At 69.7% G+C, this 21,165-nt stretch carries 16 protein-coding genes and 1 tRNA gene; 10 read left to right on the top strand and 7 right to left on the bottom strand.

What is annotated here, in order from left to right; translation table 11 throughout:
- Positions 1–2: 2 nt before the first annotated feature.
- Together ABGB01_RS38445 and topA are read right to left on the bottom strand one after the other, a co-directional pair.
- A complete protein-coding gene (locus ABGB01_RS38445) occupies positions 3–1,235 on the bottom strand; it encodes a metallophosphoesterase (RefSeq protein ID WP_347778581.1) in 1,233 nt (410 codons plus the stop codon).
- Positions 1,236–1,248: 13 nt separating this feature from the next.
- Positions 1,249–3,927: a type I DNA topoisomerase gene (topA, locus tag ABGB01_RS38440; protein ID WP_347778580.1), complete on the bottom strand. Its 2,679-nt coding sequence runs from the start codon at positions 3,925–3,927 to the stop codon at positions 1,249–1,251.
- A gap of 190 nt (positions 3,928–4,117) precedes the next feature.
- On the opposite strand from topA, the gene ABGB01_RS38435 reads away from it, so the two are divergent.
- Positions 4,118–4,303 carry a DUF5703 family protein gene (locus ABGB01_RS38435; RefSeq protein ID WP_132517675.1) on the top strand — a complete coding sequence of 62 codons (186 nt, stop codon included), beginning with the start codon at positions 4,118–4,120 and terminating at the stop codon, positions 4,301–4,303.
- Positions 4,304–4,462: 159 nt separating this feature from the next.
- Here the strand turns inward: ABGB01_RS38435 and ABGB01_RS38430 are convergent, their stop codons facing one another.
- Positions 4,463–6,313: a chaplin family protein gene (locus tag ABGB01_RS38430; RefSeq protein WP_347778578.1), complete on the bottom strand. Its 1,851-nt coding sequence runs from the start codon at positions 6,311–6,313 to the stop codon at positions 4,463–4,465.
- A 247-nt stretch (positions 6,314–6,560) separates the two neighbouring features.
- A complete protein-coding gene (locus ABGB01_RS38425) occupies positions 6,561–7,262 on the bottom strand; it encodes a hypothetical protein (RefSeq protein ID WP_347778577.1) in 702 nt (233 codons plus the stop codon).
- 355 nt (positions 7,263–7,617) lie between these two features.
- Between ABGB01_RS38425 and ABGB01_RS38420 the strand changes: the two genes are divergently transcribed.
- Together ABGB01_RS38420 and ABGB01_RS38415 are read left to right on the top strand one after the other, a co-directional pair.
- Positions 7,618–7,703 (top strand) — tRNA-Leu (locus ABGB01_RS38420).
- Between the two features lie 783 nt (positions 7,704–8,486).
- The gene (locus tag ABGB01_RS38415) at positions 8,487–9,251 is read left to right on the top strand and encodes a hypothetical protein (protein WP_347778576.1); all 765 of its coding nucleotides are present in this window, start codon (positions 8,487–8,489) and stop codon (positions 9,249–9,251) included.
- Positions 9,252–9,567: 316 nt separating this feature from the next.
- On the opposite strand, the gene ABGB01_RS38410 is transcribed toward ABGB01_RS38415, so the two are convergent.
- Positions 9,568–10,578 (bottom strand): site-specific DNA-methyltransferase, encoded by a 1,011-nt coding sequence (locus tag ABGB01_RS38410; RefSeq protein ID WP_347778574.1) that lies wholly within the window; start codon positions 10,576–10,578, stop codon positions 9,568–9,570.
- Positions 10,575–11,012, bottom strand: coding sequence for an XF1762 family protein (locus ABGB01_RS38405; RefSeq protein WP_347778572.1), 438 nt, complete (start codon positions 11,010–11,012; stop codon positions 10,575–10,577). The genes ABGB01_RS38410 and ABGB01_RS38405 overlap by 4 nt, the downstream gene beginning before the upstream one ends.
- Positions 11,013–11,264: 252 nt before the next feature.
- Here ABGB01_RS38405 and ABGB01_RS38400 point away from each other — a divergent pair, with 252 nt between their 5' ends.
- The 7 genes from ABGB01_RS38400 to ABGB01_RS38370 are packed head-to-tail and all read left to right on the top strand — an operon-like array spanning position 11,265 to position 20,417.
- Complete coding sequence (locus ABGB01_RS38400; protein ID WP_347778571.1) at positions 11,265–12,476, top strand: hypothetical protein; 1,212 nt, start codon at positions 11,265–11,267, stop codon at positions 12,474–12,476.
- Positions 12,477–12,532: 56 nt separating this feature from the next.
- Positions 12,533–13,978 (top strand): conjugal transfer protein TrbL family protein, encoded by a 1,446-nt coding sequence (locus ABGB01_RS38395; protein WP_347778570.1) that lies wholly within the window; start codon positions 12,533–12,535, stop codon positions 13,976–13,978.
- The gene (locus ABGB01_RS38390; protein ID WP_347778569.1) at positions 13,975–14,901 is read left to right on the top strand and encodes a PrgI family protein; all 927 of its coding nucleotides are present in this window, start codon (positions 13,975–13,977) and stop codon (positions 14,899–14,901) included. Before ABGB01_RS38395 ends, ABGB01_RS38390 begins: the two co-directional genes overlap by 4 nt.
- Positions 14,898–16,634 (top strand): ATP-binding protein, encoded by a 1,737-nt coding sequence (locus ABGB01_RS38385; protein WP_347778568.1) that lies wholly within the window; start codon positions 14,898–14,900, stop codon positions 16,632–16,634. Before ABGB01_RS38390 ends, ABGB01_RS38385 begins: the two co-directional genes overlap by 4 nt.
- On the top strand, positions 16,631–18,982 hold the full coding sequence (locus tag ABGB01_RS38380; protein WP_347778566.1) for a TraM recognition domain-containing protein: 2,352 nt from the start codon (positions 16,631–16,633) through the stop codon (positions 18,980–18,982). The genes ABGB01_RS38385 and ABGB01_RS38380 overlap by 4 nt, the downstream gene beginning before the upstream one ends.
- Positions 18,979–19,812 carry a replication-relaxation family protein gene (locus tag ABGB01_RS38375; RefSeq protein ID WP_347778565.1) on the top strand — a complete coding sequence of 278 codons (834 nt, stop codon included), beginning with the start codon at positions 18,979–18,981 and terminating at the stop codon, positions 19,810–19,812. The genes ABGB01_RS38380 and ABGB01_RS38375 overlap by 4 nt, the downstream gene beginning before the upstream one ends.
- Positions 19,809–20,417: a C40 family peptidase gene (locus ABGB01_RS38370; RefSeq protein WP_347778564.1), complete on the top strand. Its 609-nt coding sequence runs from the start codon at positions 19,809–19,811 to the stop codon at positions 20,415–20,417. Before ABGB01_RS38375 ends, ABGB01_RS38370 begins: the two co-directional genes overlap by 4 nt.
- Positions 20,418–20,631: 214 nt before the next feature.
- Here ABGB01_RS38370 and ABGB01_RS38365 read toward each other — a convergent pair whose 3' ends face one another.
- On the bottom strand, positions 20,632–21,117 hold the full coding sequence (locus ABGB01_RS38365) for a hypothetical protein (protein WP_347778563.1): 486 nt from the start codon (positions 21,115–21,117) through the stop codon (positions 20,632–20,634).
- Between the last annotated feature and the right edge of the window lie 48 nt (positions 21,118–21,165).

Below are 21,165 nucleotides of genomic sequence, written 5' to 3'. Positions count from 1 at the left end.
AGTCAGGCGCGCAACTCCAACATCGTGATCTCGGGCGGCGCCCCCACCCGCACCGGCGGCCCCCAGAACCCGGCGCCCCTGGTCACATAGACCGGCACGCCGTCGACCGTGGCCAGCCCCGACACCACCGGCTGCTGCAGCCCCACCACCAGGTTGAACGGCGCGAGCTGACCGCCGTGCGTGTGCCCGGACAGCTGCAGGTCGACGCCGTGACGGGCGGCCTCGGCGACCTGGACGGGCTGGTGGGCGAGCAGCACGGTGCTCCTGCCCGCCGAGCGCCCGCCGAGCGCCTTGTCGAAGTCCGGAGGATCGCCCGCGTCCGCCCCGCCGACGTCGTTGACGCCGGCCAGGTCGAGCACGGCGCCCTGGTGCCTGATCTCCACCCGTTCGTTGCGCAGAGAACGTACGCCGAGCTCCGCGAGCTCCTGGATCCACTCGCCGGGGCCTCCGGGCACGTAGTACTCGTGGTTACCGGTCACGAAATAGGCCCCGTAGCGGGACTCCAGGTTCTTGAGCGGCCGGGCCAGCGGCCCCAAATCGGCGACCGGCCCGTCCACGAGGTCCCCCACGATCGCCACCACGTCGGCCTCCAGGCCGTTGATCATGCGGACGATGCGCTCGGTGTGCCGCAACCCCGTCAGCGGCCCCAGGTGTACGTCGCTCACCACGGCGAACCGCAAGCCGCTGAGCCGGGGATCCAGCTTCGGCAGCGTGACCGCGACCCGTTCGGTCACGGGGTCGCCCAGAGCGGTCGCCACGCCGTACCCGACCGTGCCCAGCGCACCCACGCCGGCCACCGCGGCGGTTGCCCGCCCCACGAAGAGGCGCCTGCTCATCGGGGCCGGCTCCGCCGCGGGAGGCGCGACCGGCTCGTCCTCGGCGGGACCGCCGGCCCCGGCCAGCACCGGCACCGGCTCAGGCTCGGGAGCCGCGCTCCGCGGAGCGGCCCTGCGCAACAGCAGCGCCGCCACGGCCCGCGGGACCTCCAGCACGACCAGAATGACGACCAGGTAGAACATCACGGCCACCCAGAGGTAGCCCGGCCAGGCGAGCCAGTGCCCCCACGCAACCCGCGAGCCCGCGAAAGCCGCGGCCACGAGCAGCACCATGCCTACCAGGCCCCAGGTCAGCGCCTTGCGCAACCGCCCGGGGCCCGTCGTCGAACGCACCATCCGATGCCACAGATAGAAATGCGCGAGCGCGACGATGCACAGAAACATCAGGACGAACAACACATACTGATGCTACTTACGACTTGGTCGCCTGCTTCTTCGCGGTGGCCTTTTTCGCCGGAGCCTTCCTCGACGACTTCTTCGGCGCGGGAGCCCGCTCACGACGCTCGGCCAGCAGCTCCGCCGCCCGCTCAATCGTGATGTCCTCGACCGTGTCGCCCTTGCGCAGCGACGCGTTCGTCTCGCCGTCGGTGACGTAAGGGCCGAACCTGCCCTCCTTCACCACGACCGGCTTCTTGGAGTTGGGGTCGTCGCCCAGCTCGCGCAGCGGCGCCGCGGCCGCGGCCCGCCGTCCACGCTGCTTCGGCTGCGCGAACAGCTCCTTGGCCTGCTCGATGGTGACCGTCAGCAGGTCTCCTTCGGAGGCCAGCGAACGGGAGTCGGTGCCCTTCTTCAGGTAAGGGCCGAACTTGCCGTTGTAGGCCACGACCTCCTCGCCGTCGAGCTCGCCCACAGGCCTGGGGATGGACAGCAGCTTGAGCGCGTCCTCGAGCGTGATGGTGTCGAGCGACATCGACTTGAACAACGAACTCGTACGCGGCTTCGGCGCGTCGGCCTTCTTGCGCTTCTTGGGCGCTTCGTCCTCCGCCGGCTCGGGCAGGATCTCCGTCACGTAAGGCCCGTAACGGCCGTCCTTCGCCACGATCGTGTGGCCGGTCACCGGGTCCTTCCCCAGCTCCCTGTCACCCGTCGGCCGCGAGAACAGCTCCTCCGCCTTCTCCGCCGTCAACTCGTCGGGCGTCATGTCCTCGGGCACGTTGACCCGCGAGCCGTCACGGTCGAGATAGGGGCCGTAACGTCCGACCCGCAGCACGATGTCGGTGCCCTTCACCGGGAACGAGCTGATCTCCTTGGCGTCGATGTCGCCGAGGTCGGTGACCATCTCCTTCAGGCCCTCGTCGCCGTCGACGCCGTAATAGAAGCGCTGCAGCTCCGGCACCCGCTCCGCCCGGTCGTTGGCGATGTCGTCGAGCACCTTCTCCATCTCGGCCGTGAAGTCGTAGTCGACCAGGTTGCCGAAATGCTGCTCGAGCAGGTTGACCACCGCGAACGCCAGGAACGACGGCACCAGGGCCGTGCCCTTCTTGAAGACGTAGCCGCGGTCGAGGATCGTGCCGATGATCGAGGCGTACGTCGACGGCCGCCCGATCTCGCGGTCCTCCAGCTCCTTGACCAGCGACGCCTCGGTGTAGCGGGCGGGCGGCTTGGTCGAGTGGCCGGCCACGTCGAGCCGGGTGACGGTGAGCGCGTCGCCCTCGGCCAGGTTGGGCAGCCGCTTCTCCGAGTCGTCACGGTCGGTCGACGGATCATCTGACCCCTCGACGTACGCCTTGAGGAACCCGTAGAACGTGATCGTCCGCCCCGAGGCGCTGAACTCGACGTCCTCGCCCCCCGACGACCGGCCCATCACCTTCACCGTGATCGACTCGCCGACCGCGTCCTTCATCTGCGACGACACCGTACGCTGCCAGATCAGCTCGTACAGCCGGAACATGTCGCCCGACAGCCCGGTCTCACCCGGCGTGCGGAACTCCTCGCCCGACGGCCTGATCGCCTCGTGCGCCTCCTGCGCGCTCTTCACCTTGCTGGCGTAGACGCGGGGCTTGTCTGGGACGTACGCGGCGCCGTACAGCTTGATCGCCTGTGACCGCGCGGCCGCCACCGCCGTCTCCGACAGCGTGATGCTGTCGGTACGCATGTAGGTGATGAAGCCGTTCTCGTAGAGCCGCTGCGCCACCTGCATGGTGTATTTCGCGGAGAACCCCAGCTTCCTGCTGGCCTCCTGCTGCAGCGTGGTCGTCCTGAACGGCGCGTAGGGCTTGCGGGTGTACGGCTTGCGCTCGACCGACTTGACCCCGAACGACGAACCCCGCAGCCGGCCCGCCAGCTCGCCCGCGGCGGCCTCGGACAGGTGGAGCACGTCGGCGTTCTTCAGCTGACCCGTGCTGGTGAAATCGCGCCCCTGTGCCACCCGCTTGCCGTCGACCACGGTCAGCGTCGCGGTGAAGTCGCGCGGCCGCTCCTCCGCCTTGCCGGTGTCGAACAGCGCCTGCAGATCCCAGTAGTGGGCAGACGTGAACGCCATACGGTCGCGCTCGCGCTCCACCACCAGCCGGGTCGCCACCGACTGCACGCGGCCCGCCGACAGACGCGGCTTGACCTTCTTCCACAGGACGGGGCTGACCTCGTAGCCGTAGAGCCGGTCGAGGATGCGCCTGGTCTCCTGGGCGTCGACAAGGCGCAGGTTGAGGTCGCGCGGGTTGGCCACGGCGTCCTGGATCGCCTGCTGGGTGATCTCGTGGAAGACCATGCGGTGCACGGGGACCTTGGGCTTGAGCACCTCGCGCAGGTGCCAGGCGATCGCCTCACCCTCGCGGTCCTCGTCAGTGGCCAGATAGAGCTCGTCAGCGTCCTTCAGCAGCTGCCGCAGCTTGTTGACCTGCGATCGCTTGTCGGGGTTGACGACGTACAGCGGCTCGAACTCGTGCTCGACGTTCACCCCGAGCCGTGCCCAGGGCGCACCCTTGAACTTCTCGGGGATGTCGTCGGCCTTCTCCGGCAGATCGCGGATGTGGCCGATGCTCGATTCGACGATGTAGCCGCGCCCGAGGTAGCCCGCGATGGTCTTCGCCTTGGCGGGCGACTCGACTATCACCAGGCGTGTTCCGCCGGCGCTGCCGTTCTTGGCTGGCACGCTGCTTCCTACCTCGCTGTTCGCTAGCTATCCCCCTGCCGGGAGTCGGCACAGACTGAAAAGGTAACCCGACTCGCGGAAATTTCCTTCCCCCCGGGCTACCCACTGGCTTCCGGGTCCACCCACAAGCACGCAGAATAAGGCTCATCGAGCGGCATGGCGCCCTGACTCACTCTGGAGACTAATCGTTGTGCTCGACTACTCCTACATGGATATCTTCATTCCGCGCGACCTCACTCGCGAAGCAGCACGTCAACTGCTGACCGAACACGCAGAGTACGGTCAGTGGGAGCTCGCGCGCGTGCGCGTACACCCCGACGGGAGCCGGCACGTACGCCTGCGCCGGAAGGTCATGCGGGTCCGGCGCACGTTCTGAGGACGAACATGTTGAAGGCGGACATGGTGAACGCGGACATGGCTTTGCCCGCCCCGGGCCGCGCCCCCGGAACGGGCAAAGCATCTCTCGCTGACCGCTCGCCGGACGCGAGTGTCAGCCGATCTGGTCAGGCGCTGTTACGCGCCTGCGGCGTCCTGCTCAGTGCCTGCGGCCCGGACGGAAGCGGCGGGCGGTCGCGAACAGGGTCGCCGAGGCGGCGAACAGCCCACCGAGCATGAGGGCGAGCAGCGAGCTGGAGTTCATTCCCGTCACGCCGGCCGGCTGCTCGGCGCTCATCAGGCCCAGGTTTCCGACAGGCAGGTTACGGGTGGCGGAGGTCACCACGCCGCCGGCCGGGGTCGAGGCCACCAGCGACGTCGCCGGAGCGAGCGGGGAGGCGGCGGCGCCGGAGGACCGGGCGTGACCGGACCTGGCGGCCGACGCCGCGGTCCGCTTCTTCGGCTTGGCCGGCGTCACGACGGTCCGCTTGGGCGCGGCCGGTGTCTTCGCCTGGGCGGGCAGCCCGGGCAGGCCGGGCACACTCGGCAGGCCGAGCGTGCGGGAGGCGTCATCGAGGAGGGGCAGCGAGGTCAGGCCGCCGCCCTGCAGCTTGGCGACGTCGCCGACGCCGCCGAAGTCCGGCGTCCCGCCCAGGGCCGGCACGCCCGGGATCACGGGCAGCCCGCCGCCCCTGGCCGCCGCGGTCTTGGCGGTGGTGCGGGCGAAGCGCTGGTGGCCGCTGAGGCCTCCGTGCCCCGGCTTGCCGACGTGCGCCCCGCCGAGGCATCCGGCCGCGGCATCGCCCAGGACGGCCACGGCGTTGCCGCAGACGTTGATCGGCGCGGTGATCGGGGCGATGATCTGGTTGCCGCCGAGAATGCTCGCGTTGCCCGAGGTGCGGTTGCCGCCCGTGCCCCTGCCGGGCTCCTTCACGTGGGCGCCGCCCTTGCAGCCGGCGAACGCGCGGCCGACCAGCGCCACGGCGTTGCCGCAGACGTTGACCGGCGCGGTGATCGGCGCGATCACCTGGTTGCCGCCGAGAATGCTCGCCCGCCCCGAGGTGCGGTTGCCACCCGTGCCCTTGCCCGAGTTGTGTACGGTCGCGCCGCCCGCGCATCCGGCCGTGGCGTTGCCCACGGCGTTGCCGCAGACGTTGATGGGCAGGGTGATCGGCGCCACGACCTGGTTGCCGCTGCCGACCCCGAACCGGCCGTCGGTGTCGTTGCCCCGCGAGCCCACGTGACGGCCCTGGTGGTGGTAGCCGCGCTTGGGGCCGCCGTTGGTGACCGACGACCCGCCCTTGCAGCCCGAGAACGCCCTCCCGACGACCGCGACCGAGTTGCCGCAGATGTTGATCGGGGCGCTGATCGGCGCGACGACCTGGTTGCCGCCGAGAATGCTCGCCCGCCCCGAGGTGCGGTTGCCGCCCGGGCCGCCCTTGCCGGAGTTCTTCACCGTGGCGCCGCCCTTGCAGCCCGCCGTCGCGTCGCCGAAGATCGCGACCGCGTTTCCGCAGGCGTTGATCGGGGCGCTGATCGGCGCGGTGACCTGGTTGCCGCCGAGAATGCTCGCATCGCCCGACGTGCGGTTGCCGCCCGTACCGCCCCTGCCCTGGTTGCGCACCTCGGCGCCGCCCTTGCAGCCCGCATCGGACCTGCCGATCAGCGAGACGGCGTTGCCGCAGGCGTTGACCGGCGCGCTGATCGGCGCGTCGACCTGGTTGCCGCCGAGGATGCTCGCGTTACCCGACGTGCGGTTGGGGATGCCGCCGCCACCGCGGTTGTTCACGACCTCGGCGCCGCCCTGCGAAGAGGCCTGCGACGAGCCGACCGCCGCGACGGAGTTGCCGCTGATGTCGATGGGCAGCGAGATCGGCAGGTCGACCTGGTTGCCGCCGCCGATGGACGCGTCGCCCGAGGTGTCGGCCAGCGCGGTGCCGCTGCCGCCGAACGACATGACGGCCACCGCGAGAAGGGCCGCAGGGGTCGATGCTTTCGCCCACGTACGCATATCGATGCTCCTTGTGGTTCTTGGGGGGATTACCTGAACAGCTCGCGGACAGCCCGAGGCCGTGCGAGGTTTCGCGCACAGCGGAGACCTCGGATTCGCGAACCAGCTGAACTGACGTGTTCACCCGCCGGCGGAGGGGATCAAAGCCGCGCTCCGCCGCGATTACTTGGAGAAGGGCCCGGCGGTCGCCTTGCCCGCGACGTCTTCCGTTTCCGTCGCGCGTGACCGGCCGGTGCACGGGCGGGGATCAGTCAGGTGAGAAAGAAGGGTCGTCCGCCGCTGTGCGGACGACGGGGGGAAGCACGTACGCCGGAGGTGCACGCCGCGCCTCGAGCCGCGGGTCGAACACTGACCTCGCGACATCCCCAGTGGCGGGCCCGAAGGGGCCGCTGCCACCGCCGTTGGGCACCAAGCCGTTGGTGTCCAGGATCTGGCCGGCGGTGGACGGTGTCGGCAGGCCAGGATCCTGCTGGCTGTTGAGGCCGTCGACCGTGCGCCCCGCCATGGCTTCGGCGTTGTCGGACGCCGAGACGTGGTCAGGGTCGAGGGAGGCGGCCGACGCGCCGACTTCTGTGACCGCGGAGGGGACCGCGGCGGTTTCGGTCACGGGAAGCCCCGCGGCCGCTGCTGCAGTCGCGGACAGATCCGCGGCCGATGTCGCGGACGCGGGAAGCCCCGCGGCCGCTGTTGTGGACGCTCCCGTCGCCGCGGTGGAGTCCGCGGCCGCCGGAGCGGCGGTGAGCATGCCGAACAGAACAGCGAGCAACCACCCGGCGGCTACCAGGAAGCCGATCGCGGTTGCCCGCATGACGAGCCGACGGGCACCGGCCGCGAACCGCGCCATCCGGTCGACCCGATCGGTGGCCGTGTCCTGCCCCTGGGAGGTCACGGGCAGGCGACGCACAGCGAGGGACTTCTCCCTCGGCTGATGCATCGCCGCGCGCGCCACGTGACCTCCCGCTATCCAGAACCGGCCCCATCGTGAGTGGAGCCGGTCCGTGGACTCTCACCCCTCAACGGTCCGTAACCGTAGCAGTACCCAAGGTTGTCGCAAGGCCTTTTCACCGCGACCCCAGAAATTCACCAACGCCACACAGCCCAAACCACCCCCAACTGGGCTAATGCGCTCTGGCGTACGTCATGAGCGGCCCATCAGCGACCCCGCGACGGGCCATCACCCGGTCTTCCCGGGCCCCCGGAGCCACCTTTCGGCAGCAAGCCGGATTCTCGGTATGACGCACCCCTCAGAGTTTGCTAGCCTTACTGAGCCGACGCGGGATGACGGTTCCACGTGCAGGCACCAAGTCCGGGTGGCGGAATAGGCAGACGCGCTAGCTTGAGGTGCTAGTGCCCAGTGATGGGCATGGGGGTTCAAGTCCCCCCTCGGACACGCACTCTGGTACATGTTGGGCCTCGCTTCGACTGTGACAACCCTCCCCGAGGGGTCATAGACGAGGTGGAGGCCCATCTGTTTGTAGAGGTCGTTCCTGTCTAGAGGATCGGCCGCCTTGAGGATCTTGGGGAACTCGGCCATCGCCGGAATCATCTCCTTGATCTCCTTCTCTGTGATCTCACGCTTCCTGTTGATCGCCCGCATGCGTCCTTCGGCCTGCATGCGTTCGGCCCGGGTTTCGGCCATCCACGTGCCGATCTCCTGCGGGTCGCCGCCCGCGTCCAGGGTCGCCCTGTAACGAGTCATCCGCTGGTCGCAGTCATCGATCGTCTTGCGAGCGGCTTCGATGGCGATGCGGTCCATCTCGTTGTTCTGGGCGTCCATGAGAGCCCGGACTGTCTCCTCCAGAGCTGCCGGGTCGAAGATCCGGCCGAGCCACGGATCCAGCTCCGCGAGGATGTGGTCCTCGCGGACGTAGACCGTACGTGGGTGCTCGATCTTGTTCGCCAAGGCGTACTCGACGGGAAACTTGCACCTGTAGTGGGCACGGCCGTTGTTCCAGGTGCCTTCCATCCGCCGCTCGCACACGCCGCAGTGGAGCAGGTGGCGGAGAACGTAGGGGCGCGGGGTCCTTCGGGGTTTGCGCTGCCTCGCCGGCCGCCCGTTGGCCGACAGCAGCGCCTGCGCCTTCTCGAACGTCTCGGTGTCGATGAGCGGCTCGTGGACGACCGCCTCCGACCACACCCACTGCTCTTCGGAGTTCCACTTCAGCTTGGTCACATGTCCCTGGGTGACGTCGTTGACGTCCAGAAGCTCCTCCTGCTTGTGCTGCTTGTTCCAGACCTGGCGACCGGTGTAGCGCGGGTTGAGAAGGATCGTTCGAACGGCCGACTTGGACCAGGCCACGCCCGAGCGGTGTCGGTTGCGGGCCCTGTCGTAGGCGGACGGGCATGGGATGCCCTCCTTGGTCAGCCCTTCGGCGATCAGGTAGAGGCCCTGTCCCTGAACGAAGTCCTCGAAGATCCTTGCCACGTAGGGAGCCGTCAGCGGGTCCGGCTCCAGGCGGTGAAGCCGCTTTCCGTCTGCCGCCTTGCTCGGGTTGGGATGAGGTCCCGCATCCATCAGGCGGTAACCGTACGGCGGGCGCCCGCCCAGGAAGCGTCCTTCGATCTTCGCCTGCGCTTCCATGGTGGTGCGGACGCGCATCTTGATGCGGTTGCGCTCCCCTTTGCTGATCCCGCCGAACATCAGCATGATCAGCTCGTGTGCTTCGTTGGTGGGGTCGATCGCCCCACCGACCTCGGGCACCCACAAGGGCACTCCGTAGTGGTTGAAGAGCTCAAAGGTGTTGCCGAACTGGTTACCGTAGAAGGCGCGTTGGGGCTCACCGACCACGACGGCGTCGAACCCGCGGTTCGGGTTTCGCAGCTCACCGAGCAGGTTCGCAGCCTGCGGCCTGCGTTGCGGCGGGATCGATCGAGACTTGTCGATGTCGAAGAACTCCGCGACGATCACCCCTCCACGAGGCTCGATCAGCGCTCGTGACCGCGACAGCTGCCAGTTCCTCGACGAGATGGGGTCCTGGTTGTCCTCCGTGGACACCCGCCCCCAGAAGGCGAACGGGATCATTCAGTCTTCCTTCCTTTCTGCTGACGTCGTGTCAGCGTCGTTCCATGTCAGGAGAATGCGCAGGAGCGCACGAGCTGCCCCGGCGGTCAGAGACGGGCTCGTCTCGGGTACCTCCACTCGCAGTTCACGCTTGCGCCCAGCGCTTCCGTCGCCCGGGGGGACCCGTGCGGGCCCTGCAGGGTACGCCTCCGCGGTCGTTTCCGGAGGCCCTGGGCAGGCCCTTTGTGGCTGGTCAGACACCCTGGCCCTCCGCATCCGTGAGGCGGGTACGGGCCAGGTCGCAGTAGGCGGCGTTCAGTTCGATGCCGGCGAAGGTGCGGCCGAGTCGCCGGGCGGCTATGCCGGTGGTGCCGCTGCCCATGAACGGGTCCAGAACCTTGCCGCCGGGGCGGCAACCGGCGGCAATGGCTCGCAGCGGGATGTCGATCGGGAAGGCGGCGAAGTGTGCCGCCCGGAGCGGGCGGGTGGGGATCGACCACACGTCCCCGGGGTTCCGGCCGCCCGGGTGGCAGGCGGTGTGCCGCTCACCCGTGGGCCGCATTGCCGCCCCGTGGCGCGGGCCTGCCGCGTCCTGGCCGGTTGTGCCGTACTTGCCGGGTGGCGGCCAGGGGGTGGTGATGCTGTTCGGCTTGGTGCCGCCCGAGCGTGACCGTCTGGTGATCGGGCGGTCGCCGGTGTAGGGCTGGCGGATCGGGTCCAGGTCGAAGCCGTAGTGCCGCTGTTTGACCAGCAGGAAGATCAGCTCGTACCGGTTGGACAGGCGGTCGCGGACGGACTGCGGCATCGCGTTCGGTTTGTGCCAGACGATGGCGTTACGCAGGATCCAGCCGTCCTCTTGCAGGGCGAAGGCGACCCGCCACGGCATGCCGAGCAGGTTCTTCGGCGGTACCGACCGGCGGGCTTTGGGCCGTACGAGGGGCTGGCGCGGGTTGAAGTCCGCGCCGCGGGCGCAGCCGTCGGAGTTGGCGGCGTAGAGGTCGCCGAGGTTGAGCCAGCAGGTGCCCTCGTCCGCCAGGACCCTGCGGGCTTCGGCGAAGGTGGAGCGCAGGGTCTCGACGTACGCCTCGATGGTGGGTTCCTGGCCGTACTGGCCGTCGCAGTAGTGCCGCAGCCCCCAGTACGGAGGACTCGTCACGATGCAGTCCACCGAGCCCGCGGGCATCGCGGAGAGCACCTGCCGGGCGTCGCCGTGGTAGATGGCGGCCTGGTCGCCGTGCCAGTACGGCTGTCTCAATACGGTCATCGGCAGCCCCCGACCGTCCGGGCCAGCCACAGCGCTTCGCTCGCGCGCGCACCACCGGGGTAGGCGCCGACGACCATCCGTCGGTAGCCCTTGACCCGGGCCGCCCACCACGTCGCCCCCACGAGCGCTCGTTCGGCGCCCGGTGTCCCGTCGGTGGCCAGGCAGCAGATCTCCACCGTGGAGCCGTCGTCGTCTCGCCACGAGCGGGGCGGGCCGGCGAAGACGACGCCGACCAGCGTCGCGTTGCCGTTGCGGACGCCGAGGACGAATTCGGCGTCGGCGGGCGCGAGAAGGTGACGGTGAGTCCAGGCGGTGAAGGCCCGAGCGGTCTGAAGCCTGATCGGTGAAATAACCAGGCGCCGGGCTTCCGACTGAGCGGGATTGGTCAGTTTGCGGTTGTTGATGCTCGCGAAGATGTCATTCGACTTCTCCATCGCTGTTGTCGGGACACGGTTTCCGGATGCGCGCCTCCAGCACCGCGAACACGGTGTTGGTGGCGTGTGACCAGGCAAGCAGCGGGCTCAGAAGTCGCTCAGAAACAAGGGTGCACGACCGCTAACCCAGTCCTGATGGCACTTCTTCTGAGAAATTTCTGAGCTGATTCCCAACGCTTCTCTGAGTGGTTTCTGAGGGGCTGCGTAGACCGGTTTCGAGACCACGGGAGCTTTCTCGAATCGGAGCACGACATGAGCGCACATCGCCTCACCGAATCGCCCTTGGACACGGCGGAAACCTCGTTTCGACTGCTGAGCACCGGCCCCGGATGCCTGTCCTTGGACTGCACGGCGTTCGCGCCCGGCCTGCCTCGCGGGCCGATCGAGCTGCTGGAGTTGCGTGTGCTGCTCACCAGCCAGAACGTCACCCAGCAGGCCAGAGACGCCGTCTGGACGGAACTCATCACCCGGGCCCGGCAACCGCAATCAGCCTGGACGGTCGCCGCCGCCGGCATGGCGATGCCGGCTCTGCGCAGGACAGCCCTCTCCCTGACGCGCGAGCTGGCGTGTGGTGACCCTGTGGACGTCGACATCGCGATCCTGGCCGGTTTCCTGCGGGCCCTGCACCGCGTGGACACCGACCTGCCCCACATCCGGCGCCGTCTCTGCGAGGCGGCCCGCTGCTCGGGCGAGAGCGCTCGCCGCTACCTGCTGGCCAAGGCCGAGCGGCAGCGGCAGGACGGTGAGCCGCCGCCTGCTGGCCGCCCGTGGCACCACCCCGATCTGGTCCTCCTCGACGCGGTCGACGACGGGACGCTCAACGAGCTCGACGCCGAGCTGATCATGCTCACCCGGCTGCAGGACGTACCTCTGCGAGACGGCGGCCTGGTCCTCCGGCCGCAGAACCGGCACGACGCCTCGCAGGTCAGCAGGCTGTGGCTGCCGGAAACCGAACCCACCCTGCCTTCCCCCACCTCTTCCGCGCGGAGCCAGGAAACTCCGGATGCAGACACGGCAACCGAGCTGAAGGGAGACAGGGACACCATCCCTGGCTCCGCGCGGATCTCTCCCAACCACCCATCCGTCGCCGGACGAGCCAGGAGGCGGCACACGCGGCAACCCCGACGCGGCAAGCCCTGCCTGCGTAGCCTTGCCCTGTCGGTCGTTGCCGCAGCGGCAATCGCCGTGCTGCTGGTTGCCGTGGTGGCAACCGCAGCACTGGCCGCCGCTCCGGCCGACCTGAACACGGTGTTCACCAACCTGCGGAACTGGCTGATCGGGCTGCTGGCCACACTTGCCACCCTCATGCTGACCGTCGGCGGGCTGCGCTACCTGATCGCCGGCGGCGACCCCGGGGAGATCCAGAAGGCCAAGGCAGCGCTCAAGGCAGCGGCGTTCGGATACGCGCTCGCGGTGCTGGCGCCGCTGTTCATGAGCGTGCTCAAGCGCATCGTGGGCGGTTGACCGCCATGCCGCGCCTCGCCACCACCGTTGCAGTCATTGCCGGATGCGTTGCCGCTATGACGGCAGCCCCTGCCGCCGCCAGCGCCCCTTCGCCGACGCCCTCGCCCGAGCCTTCCCCGCCGCTGTTGCCGCCGGGGGATCTCTCCATCGGCACGCCCGGGTCGATGTTCGGCATCGGGGACTGGATCGCGGGCTGGATCAACTCGTGGTTCGCCAACCTGGTAACGCTGGCGGTCGAGCCGATGCTGAAGGTCCTGTCGATGACGCTGCTCGCCACACCGGACGTGTCCGCCAGCCCCAGGGTGTACGACCTGTGGCAGGCGAGCGCTGTGATCGCCAACAGCGCGTTCGTGCTGCTGGCCACGATCGGCGCGATCGCGGCGATGGGGCACGAGACGGTCCAGACCCGGTACGCGGTCAAAGAGGTGCTGCCCCGGCTGCTGGTCGCCGTCCTGGCCACGAACACGAGCTTCACCATCTGCGGAAAGATCATCGAGCTGGCCAACGCGCTGTCACAGGCGCTGCTCGGGCAGGACTTCGACGGTCGGCGGGCATTGACGACGCTCCGCTTCATGATCGTTCCTCCGGCGCAGGACGAGAGCTTCTACATCCTGCTCGCGCTGGTCGCGGTAATCCTGCTGACCCTGCTGCTGATCACCTTCGTGATGCGCGCCGCGCTGGTGCTGTTGCTGGTCGTGGCCGCGCCGCTGGCGCTCGCCTGCCTGGCGCTCCCGTACACCGATGGGCTGGCCCGGTTCTGGTGGCGGGCCTTCACCGGGCTGTTGACCGTTCAGGTGGCGCAGTCGCTGGCGCTGGTGATGACGGTACGGATCTTCTTCAACCAGGACGGGCGCCTGGTGCTCGGGCTCATACCGTCCGGCCAGCTCATCAACCTGGTCCTCGCCATCTGCATGTTGATCATCCTGGTCCGTATACCTCGCTGGGTCACGCGGCGGCTCTTCGCCCAGACGGCCAGGCGTGGCTCGACGATCACGCGGATCGTCAAGTACGCCCTGGCCTACAAGCTCACCTCGCCCGTGCTGAACGCCCTGCACCTGGGTCGCGGAGCTCGCGCCTCTTCCGGGACCCGGGCAGCCCATGGGATGCAGGGCAGGGTGCTACCACCACGCCGTCCACCCGGAGGCGGACCGCCTGGCCCTGCCGGTCAGCGCAGACCAGGCGGGCCGCCATCCGGCCCTCCACCCCACGGCGGGCCCGGCCAGGGCAACCGCCCACCGACCGGCACCCGCGACCAGCGAAACACGACGGTGGTCACACCTTCGTCGTCCGCGCCGCCGGTCCGCGTCACGAACACCAGCGCTGGTCCCCAACGCTGGGTGCAGCAACCGAGCTCGACCGGCCAGGGGCCGTCCGATCACCACCCTCCTTCCCGACCTCGGCCTCCGGTTCCGCCGGCCGTGTTCCTGCCGCCCGTCTATCCCGGCAACACCACGGCTCCGCGACGGCGTACCCCGCCTGATACGGGGGGTGAGCGCAGGTGAGCTGGCCGACACGGATCCCCGCCGACGTGGAGCAGGACGACCGGATCGTCGGCGGGTTCACCGCCCGTCAGGTGGCCATTCTCGGCGGAACCGCAGCCCTGCTGTACGGCGCGTACCTGATCGCCGGGGAACGCATCGGGTTGCTGGTGTTCGCCGCCGGAGCTCTGCCGGTCGCGGTGGCGGGGCTGCTGCTGGCCGTCGGGCGGCGTGACGGTGTCCCGCTGGACCGTTATCTGCTGGCCGCGCTGCGCCACCTGTTCGCGCCGAAGGCTCTGACCTCCTCGCTCGACCAGACTCCGGCGGCTCCGGTGTGGGTGGCTGCTCGCACCGGTGCCCGTCCGGCTCCGCTGCGGCTGCCTGCTCGTGGGGTGATCGGGGACGGGTTGATCGATCTCGGACCGGACGGCGTCGCCGCGGTGGCGGAGGTGTCCACGGTCAGCTTCGCGCTGCGTACGCCCGCGGAGCAGGACGCGCTCGTGACGACGTTCGGGCGCTGGCTCAACTCGCTGTCCGGTCCGGCGCAGATTTTGCTGCGCGCCCAGCGGGTGGACCTCGCTCCGGCGATCAACCAGCTGGTGGAGGGCGCCGGTGATCTGGCTCATCCGGCGTTGACGGCCGCCGCGCACGAGCACGCGGCGTTCCTGGCCGACCTGTCCGCCCGGCATGACCTGCTCCGCCGCCAGGTCCTGCTGATCGTCCGCGAGCCCTCCGACGGTGGGCAGGACGCGGCGGCGGCGCGTGCGCTGCGGCGGGTGGAGGAGGCCACGCGGCTCCTGCCGGGCTGCGGAATCACGGTCAGGCTGCTGAACGCCGAGGTTACAAGCGCCGTACTGGCGTCCTGCTTCGACCCGGCCGCGCCGCCCCTGCCCCGCGATCAGCTCGCCGAGCCCAGCGAGGTCATCACGAAGGGAGAGCACCGGTGAAACTTCGACGTACACGGTCAAGTCGCGCAGGGCTGGGGCCGGAGGCGGTGCTGGTCCGGCCGTCCCATCTGCGGGTGGGCGGTGGGTTGTGCGCGACGCTGGCCGTCAGCGGGTATCCGCGGGAGGTCCACTCCGGGTGGCTGGAGCCGCTGCTGACCTACCCCGGCCGTCTGGACGTGTCGCTGCACGTGGATCCGGTGCCGTCCCTGGTCGCCGCCGATCGGCTGCGCAAGCAGCTGGCCCGGCTGGAGTCCGGGCTGCGCAGCGACCAGCAGCACGGACGGCTCCTCGACCCGAGCGCGGAGGTGGCCGCCGAGGACGCCCAGGACCTCGCCTCGCGCATCGCGCGCGGGCAGGCCCGGCTGTTCCGCGTCTCGATCTACCTGACCGTCCACGCGACCAGCCAGAACGAGCTGGACGAGGCGTGTGCCCAGGTGCGCGCGCTGGCCGCGTCCCTGCTCCTGGACGCCCGCCAGGTCGCCTTCCGCCAGTTGCAGGGCTGGGTGTCGTCGCTGCCGGTGGCCTTCGACAATCTGGGAGCCACCCGTACGTTCGACACCCCGGCCTTGGCCGCCGCGTTCCCGTTCACCAGCCCCGACCTCACCGCCGAGACGGGACCGACTGCGGTGCTGTACGGGGCGAACGCGGCCAGCGCCTCCCTGGTGACCTGGGACCGGTTCGCCCAGCCCAACCACAACTCGGCCATCATCGCCAGCAGCGGCGCCGGCAAGTCGTACCTGGCCAAGCTGGAAGCACTCCGCTCGCTGTACACCGGCGTCGAGGTCGCGGTCATCGACCCCGAGGACGAGTACGCCCGGCTGTGCGAGGCGGTCGGCGGCGCCTACCTGCACCTGGGTGCTCCAGACGTCAGGCTCAACCCCTTCGACCTGCCCGCCGACGGACGGGACGCGCTGACCCGCAGGGTGCTGTTCCTGCACACGCTCGTCGCGGTCATGCTCGGCGAACCACTCGACAAGACCGGCAAAGCCGCGCTCGATCGGGCGATTTTCGCCACGTACAAGCAGGCCGGGATCACCTTCGATCCAGGCACCTGGGACCGTCCGGCACCGCTGATGCGCGATCTGGTAACCGCTCTTACCGAAGACGCGGACCTTCGAGCGAGCGAGATCGCCGCCGGGCTCGCGCCGTACGTGACGGGCAGCCACCGACGCCTCTTCGACGGGCCCACCACCACCCGGCCCGACTCCCACCTGATCGTGTTCTCCCTGCGGGACCTTCCCGAGGAGCTCAAGACGGTCGGCACGCTGCTCACCCTGGACGCCGTCTGGCGGCGCGTGTCCAACCCGGACCAGCGGCGTCCCCGGCTGGTCGTGGTCGACGAGGCGTGGCTGCTCATGAAGGACCCCGAAGGAGCCAGGTTCCTGCTCCGGATGGCGAAGGCGGCCCGCAAGCACTGGGCCGGGCTGTCGGTGGTCACCCAGGATGCCGCCGACCTGCTCGGCTCCCCCGTCGGACAGGCGATCATCGCCAACTCCGCCACCCAGATCCTGCTCCGGCAGGCACCCCAGGTCATCGACGCGGTGACCGACGCCTTCAACCTATCTGAGGGCGAACGCCAGCTCCTGCTGTCCGCCGAACGCGGCACCGGCCTGCTGGCCGCCGGCTCCGGCGCGTCCCGGGTCGCCTTCCACGTCCTGGCCAGCGCCGGCGAACACCGCCTCGTCACCTCCTCCCCGCAGGAACTCGCCCACTACGACGAGGAGGATCTGTGACCCTCCACGATCTCGACCCCGATGTCCTGCTGGACGTCGTCCTGACGTGGCTGCACGGGCACGGCACGCACCTTGCGATCCTGGTTCCGGCCAGCGTGTTCACGGTGAGTCTGGGCCGGTTCGTGCTCTTGCGGCTACGTCACCGCGCGGCGGTCCGAGGGGCGCGCTGCCTGGAGATCCTGGCTCCACCAGCTGCGGACCTGCCCGGAGCCGAGGCGTTGTGGGGCAACCTGCTCGGGCTGCTGCGTCCGGCGTGGAAGCGTTTCCTGTTCGGCCAGCCGCACCTGACCTTCGAATACCACTTCGGAGCGGGTGGAGTGCGGATCCTCATGTGGGTCCCCGGCACCGTCCCGCAGCATCTGGTGGACCACGCGGTCGAAGCCGCCTGGCCCTCCGCGCGCACCACCGTGGTGGAAGCGGATCCGCCCGTGCCGCTGAGCGGGCGGACTATCGGCGGGCAGTTCGTGATCGCCCGCGAGGAGCGCCTGCCGATCCGCGACGACCACGACCAGGATCCCCTCCGAGCCCTGCTGGGCGCCGGCGTGGGCATGCCCGCCTGGCAGCACGCCGCCGTACAGGTCCTGGCCCGGCCCGCCACCGGCGGTCGCCTGTCCCGTCCGGGCCTCCCCGTCGCGCTGCTGCGCGCCGCCCTCGACCTCGTCGTTCCCGAACGTTCCCGCCCGCACCGCGAGCCGGATCACGCCGTACGGCTGGAGCACTACGCCGAAGCCCGCGCCATCCGCGACAAAGCCCTCCAGTCCCGCTACGAAGTGGCCATCCGCTACACCGTCCAAGCAGACGACGGCGGCACCGCCGCACTGCGCCGTCAAGCCATCCGCGGGCGGGCGCACGCGATCGCCGCCGCCTTCGCCCTGTACTCCGGCCACAACCGGCTCGAACGACGCCGGCTGATCCGGCCAGGCCATGCGCTCGCCGCCCGCCGCCTCGGGCGCGGCTTCCTGCTGTCGATCCCCGAGTTGGCCGCGCTCGCGCACCTGCCGACCGACCCCGCCGTCCCCGGCCTGCGACGGGCCGGAGCCAACACGGTCGCCCCCACACCGCAGGTCGCCCAGCACGGCAAGGTGCTCGGCACCGCCGACGCCGGCCACCGACGCCCGGTCGCGCTCCGCGTACCCGACTCCTGCCACCACGCGCACATCCTCGGCCCGAACGGCACCGGCAAGAGCACCCTGCTCGCCCACATGATCCTCTCCGACATCCAGGCAAGGCGCGGCGTCGCCGTGATCGATGCCAAAGGTGACCTCGTCGCCGATCTCCTCGGCCTCATCCCTGAAGAAGCCGGGAAGCGCATCGCGCTCATCGACCCCGACGACCCCCACTCCCGGCCCGCGCTCAACGTCCTGGCAGGCCCGAACCCCGACACCCTCACCGACAACCTGGTCGGCATCTTCCACAAGATCTACGCCGACTCCTGGGGGCCACGCAGCGACGACATCATGCGCGGCTGCGCCCTCACCCTGTCACGCAGCGGCGGCACCCTCGCCGACATCCCCGCCCTGCTCACCGACCCCGCCTACCGCCACCAGCTCACCGCGCAGCTGAACGACCCGTTCCTCGCCGGATTCTGGACCTGGTACGAACGCCTGTCCGAGCAGGCCCAGTCCCACGTCACCGCGCCCATCATGAACAAGCTCCGCGCGTTCCTGCTCCGCCCGTTCGTCCGCGACATCCTGGGCTCCGCCCAGTCCACCTTCGACGTCGGCGACGTCCTGGACGGCAAGATCCTGCTCGCCCGCCTACCCAAAGGCGTCCTCGGCGACGACACCGTCCGCCTGCTCGGCTCACTCCTGCTCGCCCAGGTCTGGCAGGCCGCCTCCCACCGCGCCCGGCTCGGCCGCAGCCGCGCCCCTTCGGCCCTGTACGTCGACGAGACCCAGAACTTCCTCAACCTCCCCCGCGCCCTGTCCGACATGCTCGCCGAAGCCCGCGCCTACGGCCTGTCGATCGTGCTCGCCCACCAGCACCTGGCCCAGCTCCCCCGCGACCTCCACCAGGCCATCAGCTCAGACGCCCGCAACAAGATCTACTTCACCCTCTCCCCCGAGGACGCCCGCGACACCGAACACCACTTCAGCCCGTACCTCACCCGCCACGACCTGGCCAACCTCGGCGCCTACCAAGCCGCCGCACGCCTCATCGTCCGCTCCGCGGAAACCCCGCCGTTCACCCTGCGCACCCATCCCCTCCCCACCCCGGACGCCGGCCTGGCGCTACGCGTCCGGGCCGCCGCCGCCCGAGCACACGGCCGTACCCCCGGCCGTCCCGAAGCCCTGCCGCAGGACGACCCGCGGCAGCAGCCCAGCACAGGAGGAGACGTCCACGGATGAACGAGCACTACACACCAGCCGTCATGGCCTCACTCGCCACCCGGCTCACCAGCCGCGACCGGCACCTGCTCCGCCTCGTCTGGACCCACAAGGTCCTGACCAGCCACCAGCTCGCCCGCATCGCCTTCAACGACCCGACCACCGCGCGCCACCGCCTGGTCAAACTGCACCACATCGGCGTCCTCGACCGCTTCCGCCCCAAGCCGCCGACCGGCTCCGCCCCGTGGCACTACGTGCTCGGCGAGACCGGGGCCGTCATCCTGGCCGCCGAAGACGGCACCGAACCGGCCGAGTTCGGCTACCGCCGCGATCGAGTCCTGTCCATCGCCTACAGCCAGCGCCTCGCCCACACCGTCGGCACCAACGACGTCTTCACCCACCTGTACGGCACCGCCCGCCGTACCAGCGGATGCCACCTGCACACCTGGTGGACGGAACGGCGCTGCGCCAGCCAGTGGGGCACCCACGTCCGCCCCGACGCCTACGGCCGCTGGACCGAGAACGGCCACACCATCGATTTCTTCCTCGAATACGACACCGGCACCGAAACCATCGGCCGCGTCGTCGCAAAACTCGACGGCTACGCCGCCCTCACCGCCGCCACCGGCATCACCACACCCGTCCTGTTCCTGACCAGCTCCGCGCGCAGGGAAAACACCCTGCACGACCGCCTCCAGCTGCGGGCCATCCAGACCGGCGTGCCATGCGCCACCGCCGTCACCGGCCCCAGCCCACACGGTCCCGTCTGGCTCCCCCACGACGCCCGGAACCAGCGTCTACGCCTGGCAGAACTCACCAACCACTGGCCCCAACCAGGGGCGCGCGGTTGATCGCAGAAACCGGTCTGGCCCCGATCATCGCCGCAGCCGCCGGTCTGATGGGCGGCGTCGTCCTGCTCGCCGGACTCGCGGGAGGGGCCTACCTCACCGCCACCACAAGCACGGCGACGTGCGATCCGGGGCCGTGCGAGCAATTCCCCGACGTGATGCCTGTCGAAGGACTGGCCGGCGCCGAACGCGGGCTGATCGCCATGCAGGCCGCCCTGAACATGCGCGGCGTCCCGTACTCCTGGGGCGGCGGCGGCCCCAGCGGCCCCAGCTTCGGCATCCAACACGGAGCCCACATCCGAGGATTCGACTGCTCCGGCCTGGCCGAATACGCCTGGGCCAAGGCCGGAGCCCGGATCGGCGGCCACACCGCCCCACAGTGGAACGCCGGCGCCCGCATACCCAGAAGCCAGATCCGCCCAGGAGACCTGATCTTCTTCGCCCGCGACCCCGCCCGTCCGGCCACGATCCACCACGTCGGTATCGCCGTCGACGCCACCCGCATGGTGCACGCCCCCTCCACCGGCAGCACCGTACGCATCGACACCTGGGCAGGCGACCCCTACCGCGAACGAGAATTCATCGGCGCCGTACGGCCCGCCCTATGACCGGTACGACCAGCGCGGCGAGGGCCAAGCACCCGCCAGATGTCCCAGCTCCGGTTGGCGGTCGCCTGAGGAAGGGTTCGAGCCAATCCATGGCATGCCTCTGCGTGAAGCCGGACAGCCCCGGTGACAGGCGATAAGCTCACCGTGACCGTTTCAGTCTGCCTTCGAACAACAGATTCGAGTCGGTCGAGGGTCGGCTCCTCGGAGCCGGCCCTCACTCATCGGCCAGGCACCGCTGCAGCAGAACAAAGCCCGGCATGGTCTCCTCCGGCCTGACACCCACTTCGAACATCTCCGGCTCTTCGAAGACGGGTTCCCCGCTCGGGCGGCGTACGTACACCACTCGCCCGTAGTCCACGCCGTCCTCTCGGTCGAAGCTCATCCACGTGATCGCCTCCTGCTCCCCCTCCCGTAGGGGATGGTTGGAGACGGCCCGCGTGGTGATCGTGTCAGGAGGCTCGAAGAGCCACACCTGCGGAACAGCCAGCACCCAGCGAACGGCTTCGATCTCCTGAGCCTTCTCTGCCGCCCTGGCCTCGAACGCCTCCGCCGTCTCGGTGTCGCGCAGGTAGTCGTAATCACTCAGAACGAGCTTGGTCGCGCCCTGCATGGCGACGATCGCCGGGCACTCCCGTGCCGTGATGTTCTTCTCCATGCGCTCCACCACGTCGAACAGCAGATGCGCGGTCGCCTCGTTCATGTCGCCTCCGGCCCTGCTCACTCATGGCGCCCCCTACTGTGCCAGCGT

This window comes from Nonomuraea sp. B5E05 (genome assembly GCF_039880665.1).
In the GTDB taxonomy this organism is placed as follows: domain Bacteria; phylum Actinomycetota; class Actinomycetes; order Streptosporangiales; family Streptosporangiaceae; genus Nonomuraea.
This window is presented reverse-complemented; position numbering and strand designations above follow the sequence as displayed.

Excerpts from the sequence above, each read along its gene's own strand:
- ABGB01_RS38430 (WP_347778578.1), bottom strand. The coding sequence starts at position 6,313 with ATGCGTACGTGGGCGAAAGCATCGACCCCTGCGGCCCTTCTCGCGGTG.
- ABGB01_RS38415 (WP_347778576.1), top strand. The coding sequence starts at position 8,487 with ATGTCCCTGGGTGACGTCGTTGACGTCCAGAAGCTCCTCCTGCTTGTG.
- ABGB01_RS38410 (WP_347778574.1), bottom strand. The coding sequence starts at position 10,578 with ATGACCGTATTGAGACAGCCGTACTGGCACGGCGACCAGGCCGCCATC.
- ABGB01_RS38405 (WP_347778572.1), bottom strand. The coding sequence starts at position 11,012 with ATGGAGAAGTCGAATGACATCTTCGCGAGCATCAACAACCGCAAACTG.
- ABGB01_RS38400 (WP_347778571.1), top strand. The coding sequence starts at position 11,265 with ATGAGCGCACATCGCCTCACCGAATCGCCCTTGGACACGGCGGAAACC.
- ABGB01_RS38395 (WP_347778570.1), top strand. The coding sequence starts at position 12,533 with ATGACGGCAGCCCCTGCCGCCGCCAGCGCCCCTTCGCCGACGCCCTCG.
- ABGB01_RS38375 (WP_347778565.1), top strand. The coding sequence starts at position 18,979 with ATGAACGAGCACTACACACCAGCCGTCATGGCCTCACTCGCCACCCGG.
- ABGB01_RS38365 (WP_347778563.1), bottom strand. The coding sequence starts at position 21,117 with ATGAACGAGGCGACCGCGCATCTGCTGTTCGACGTGGTGGAGCGCATG.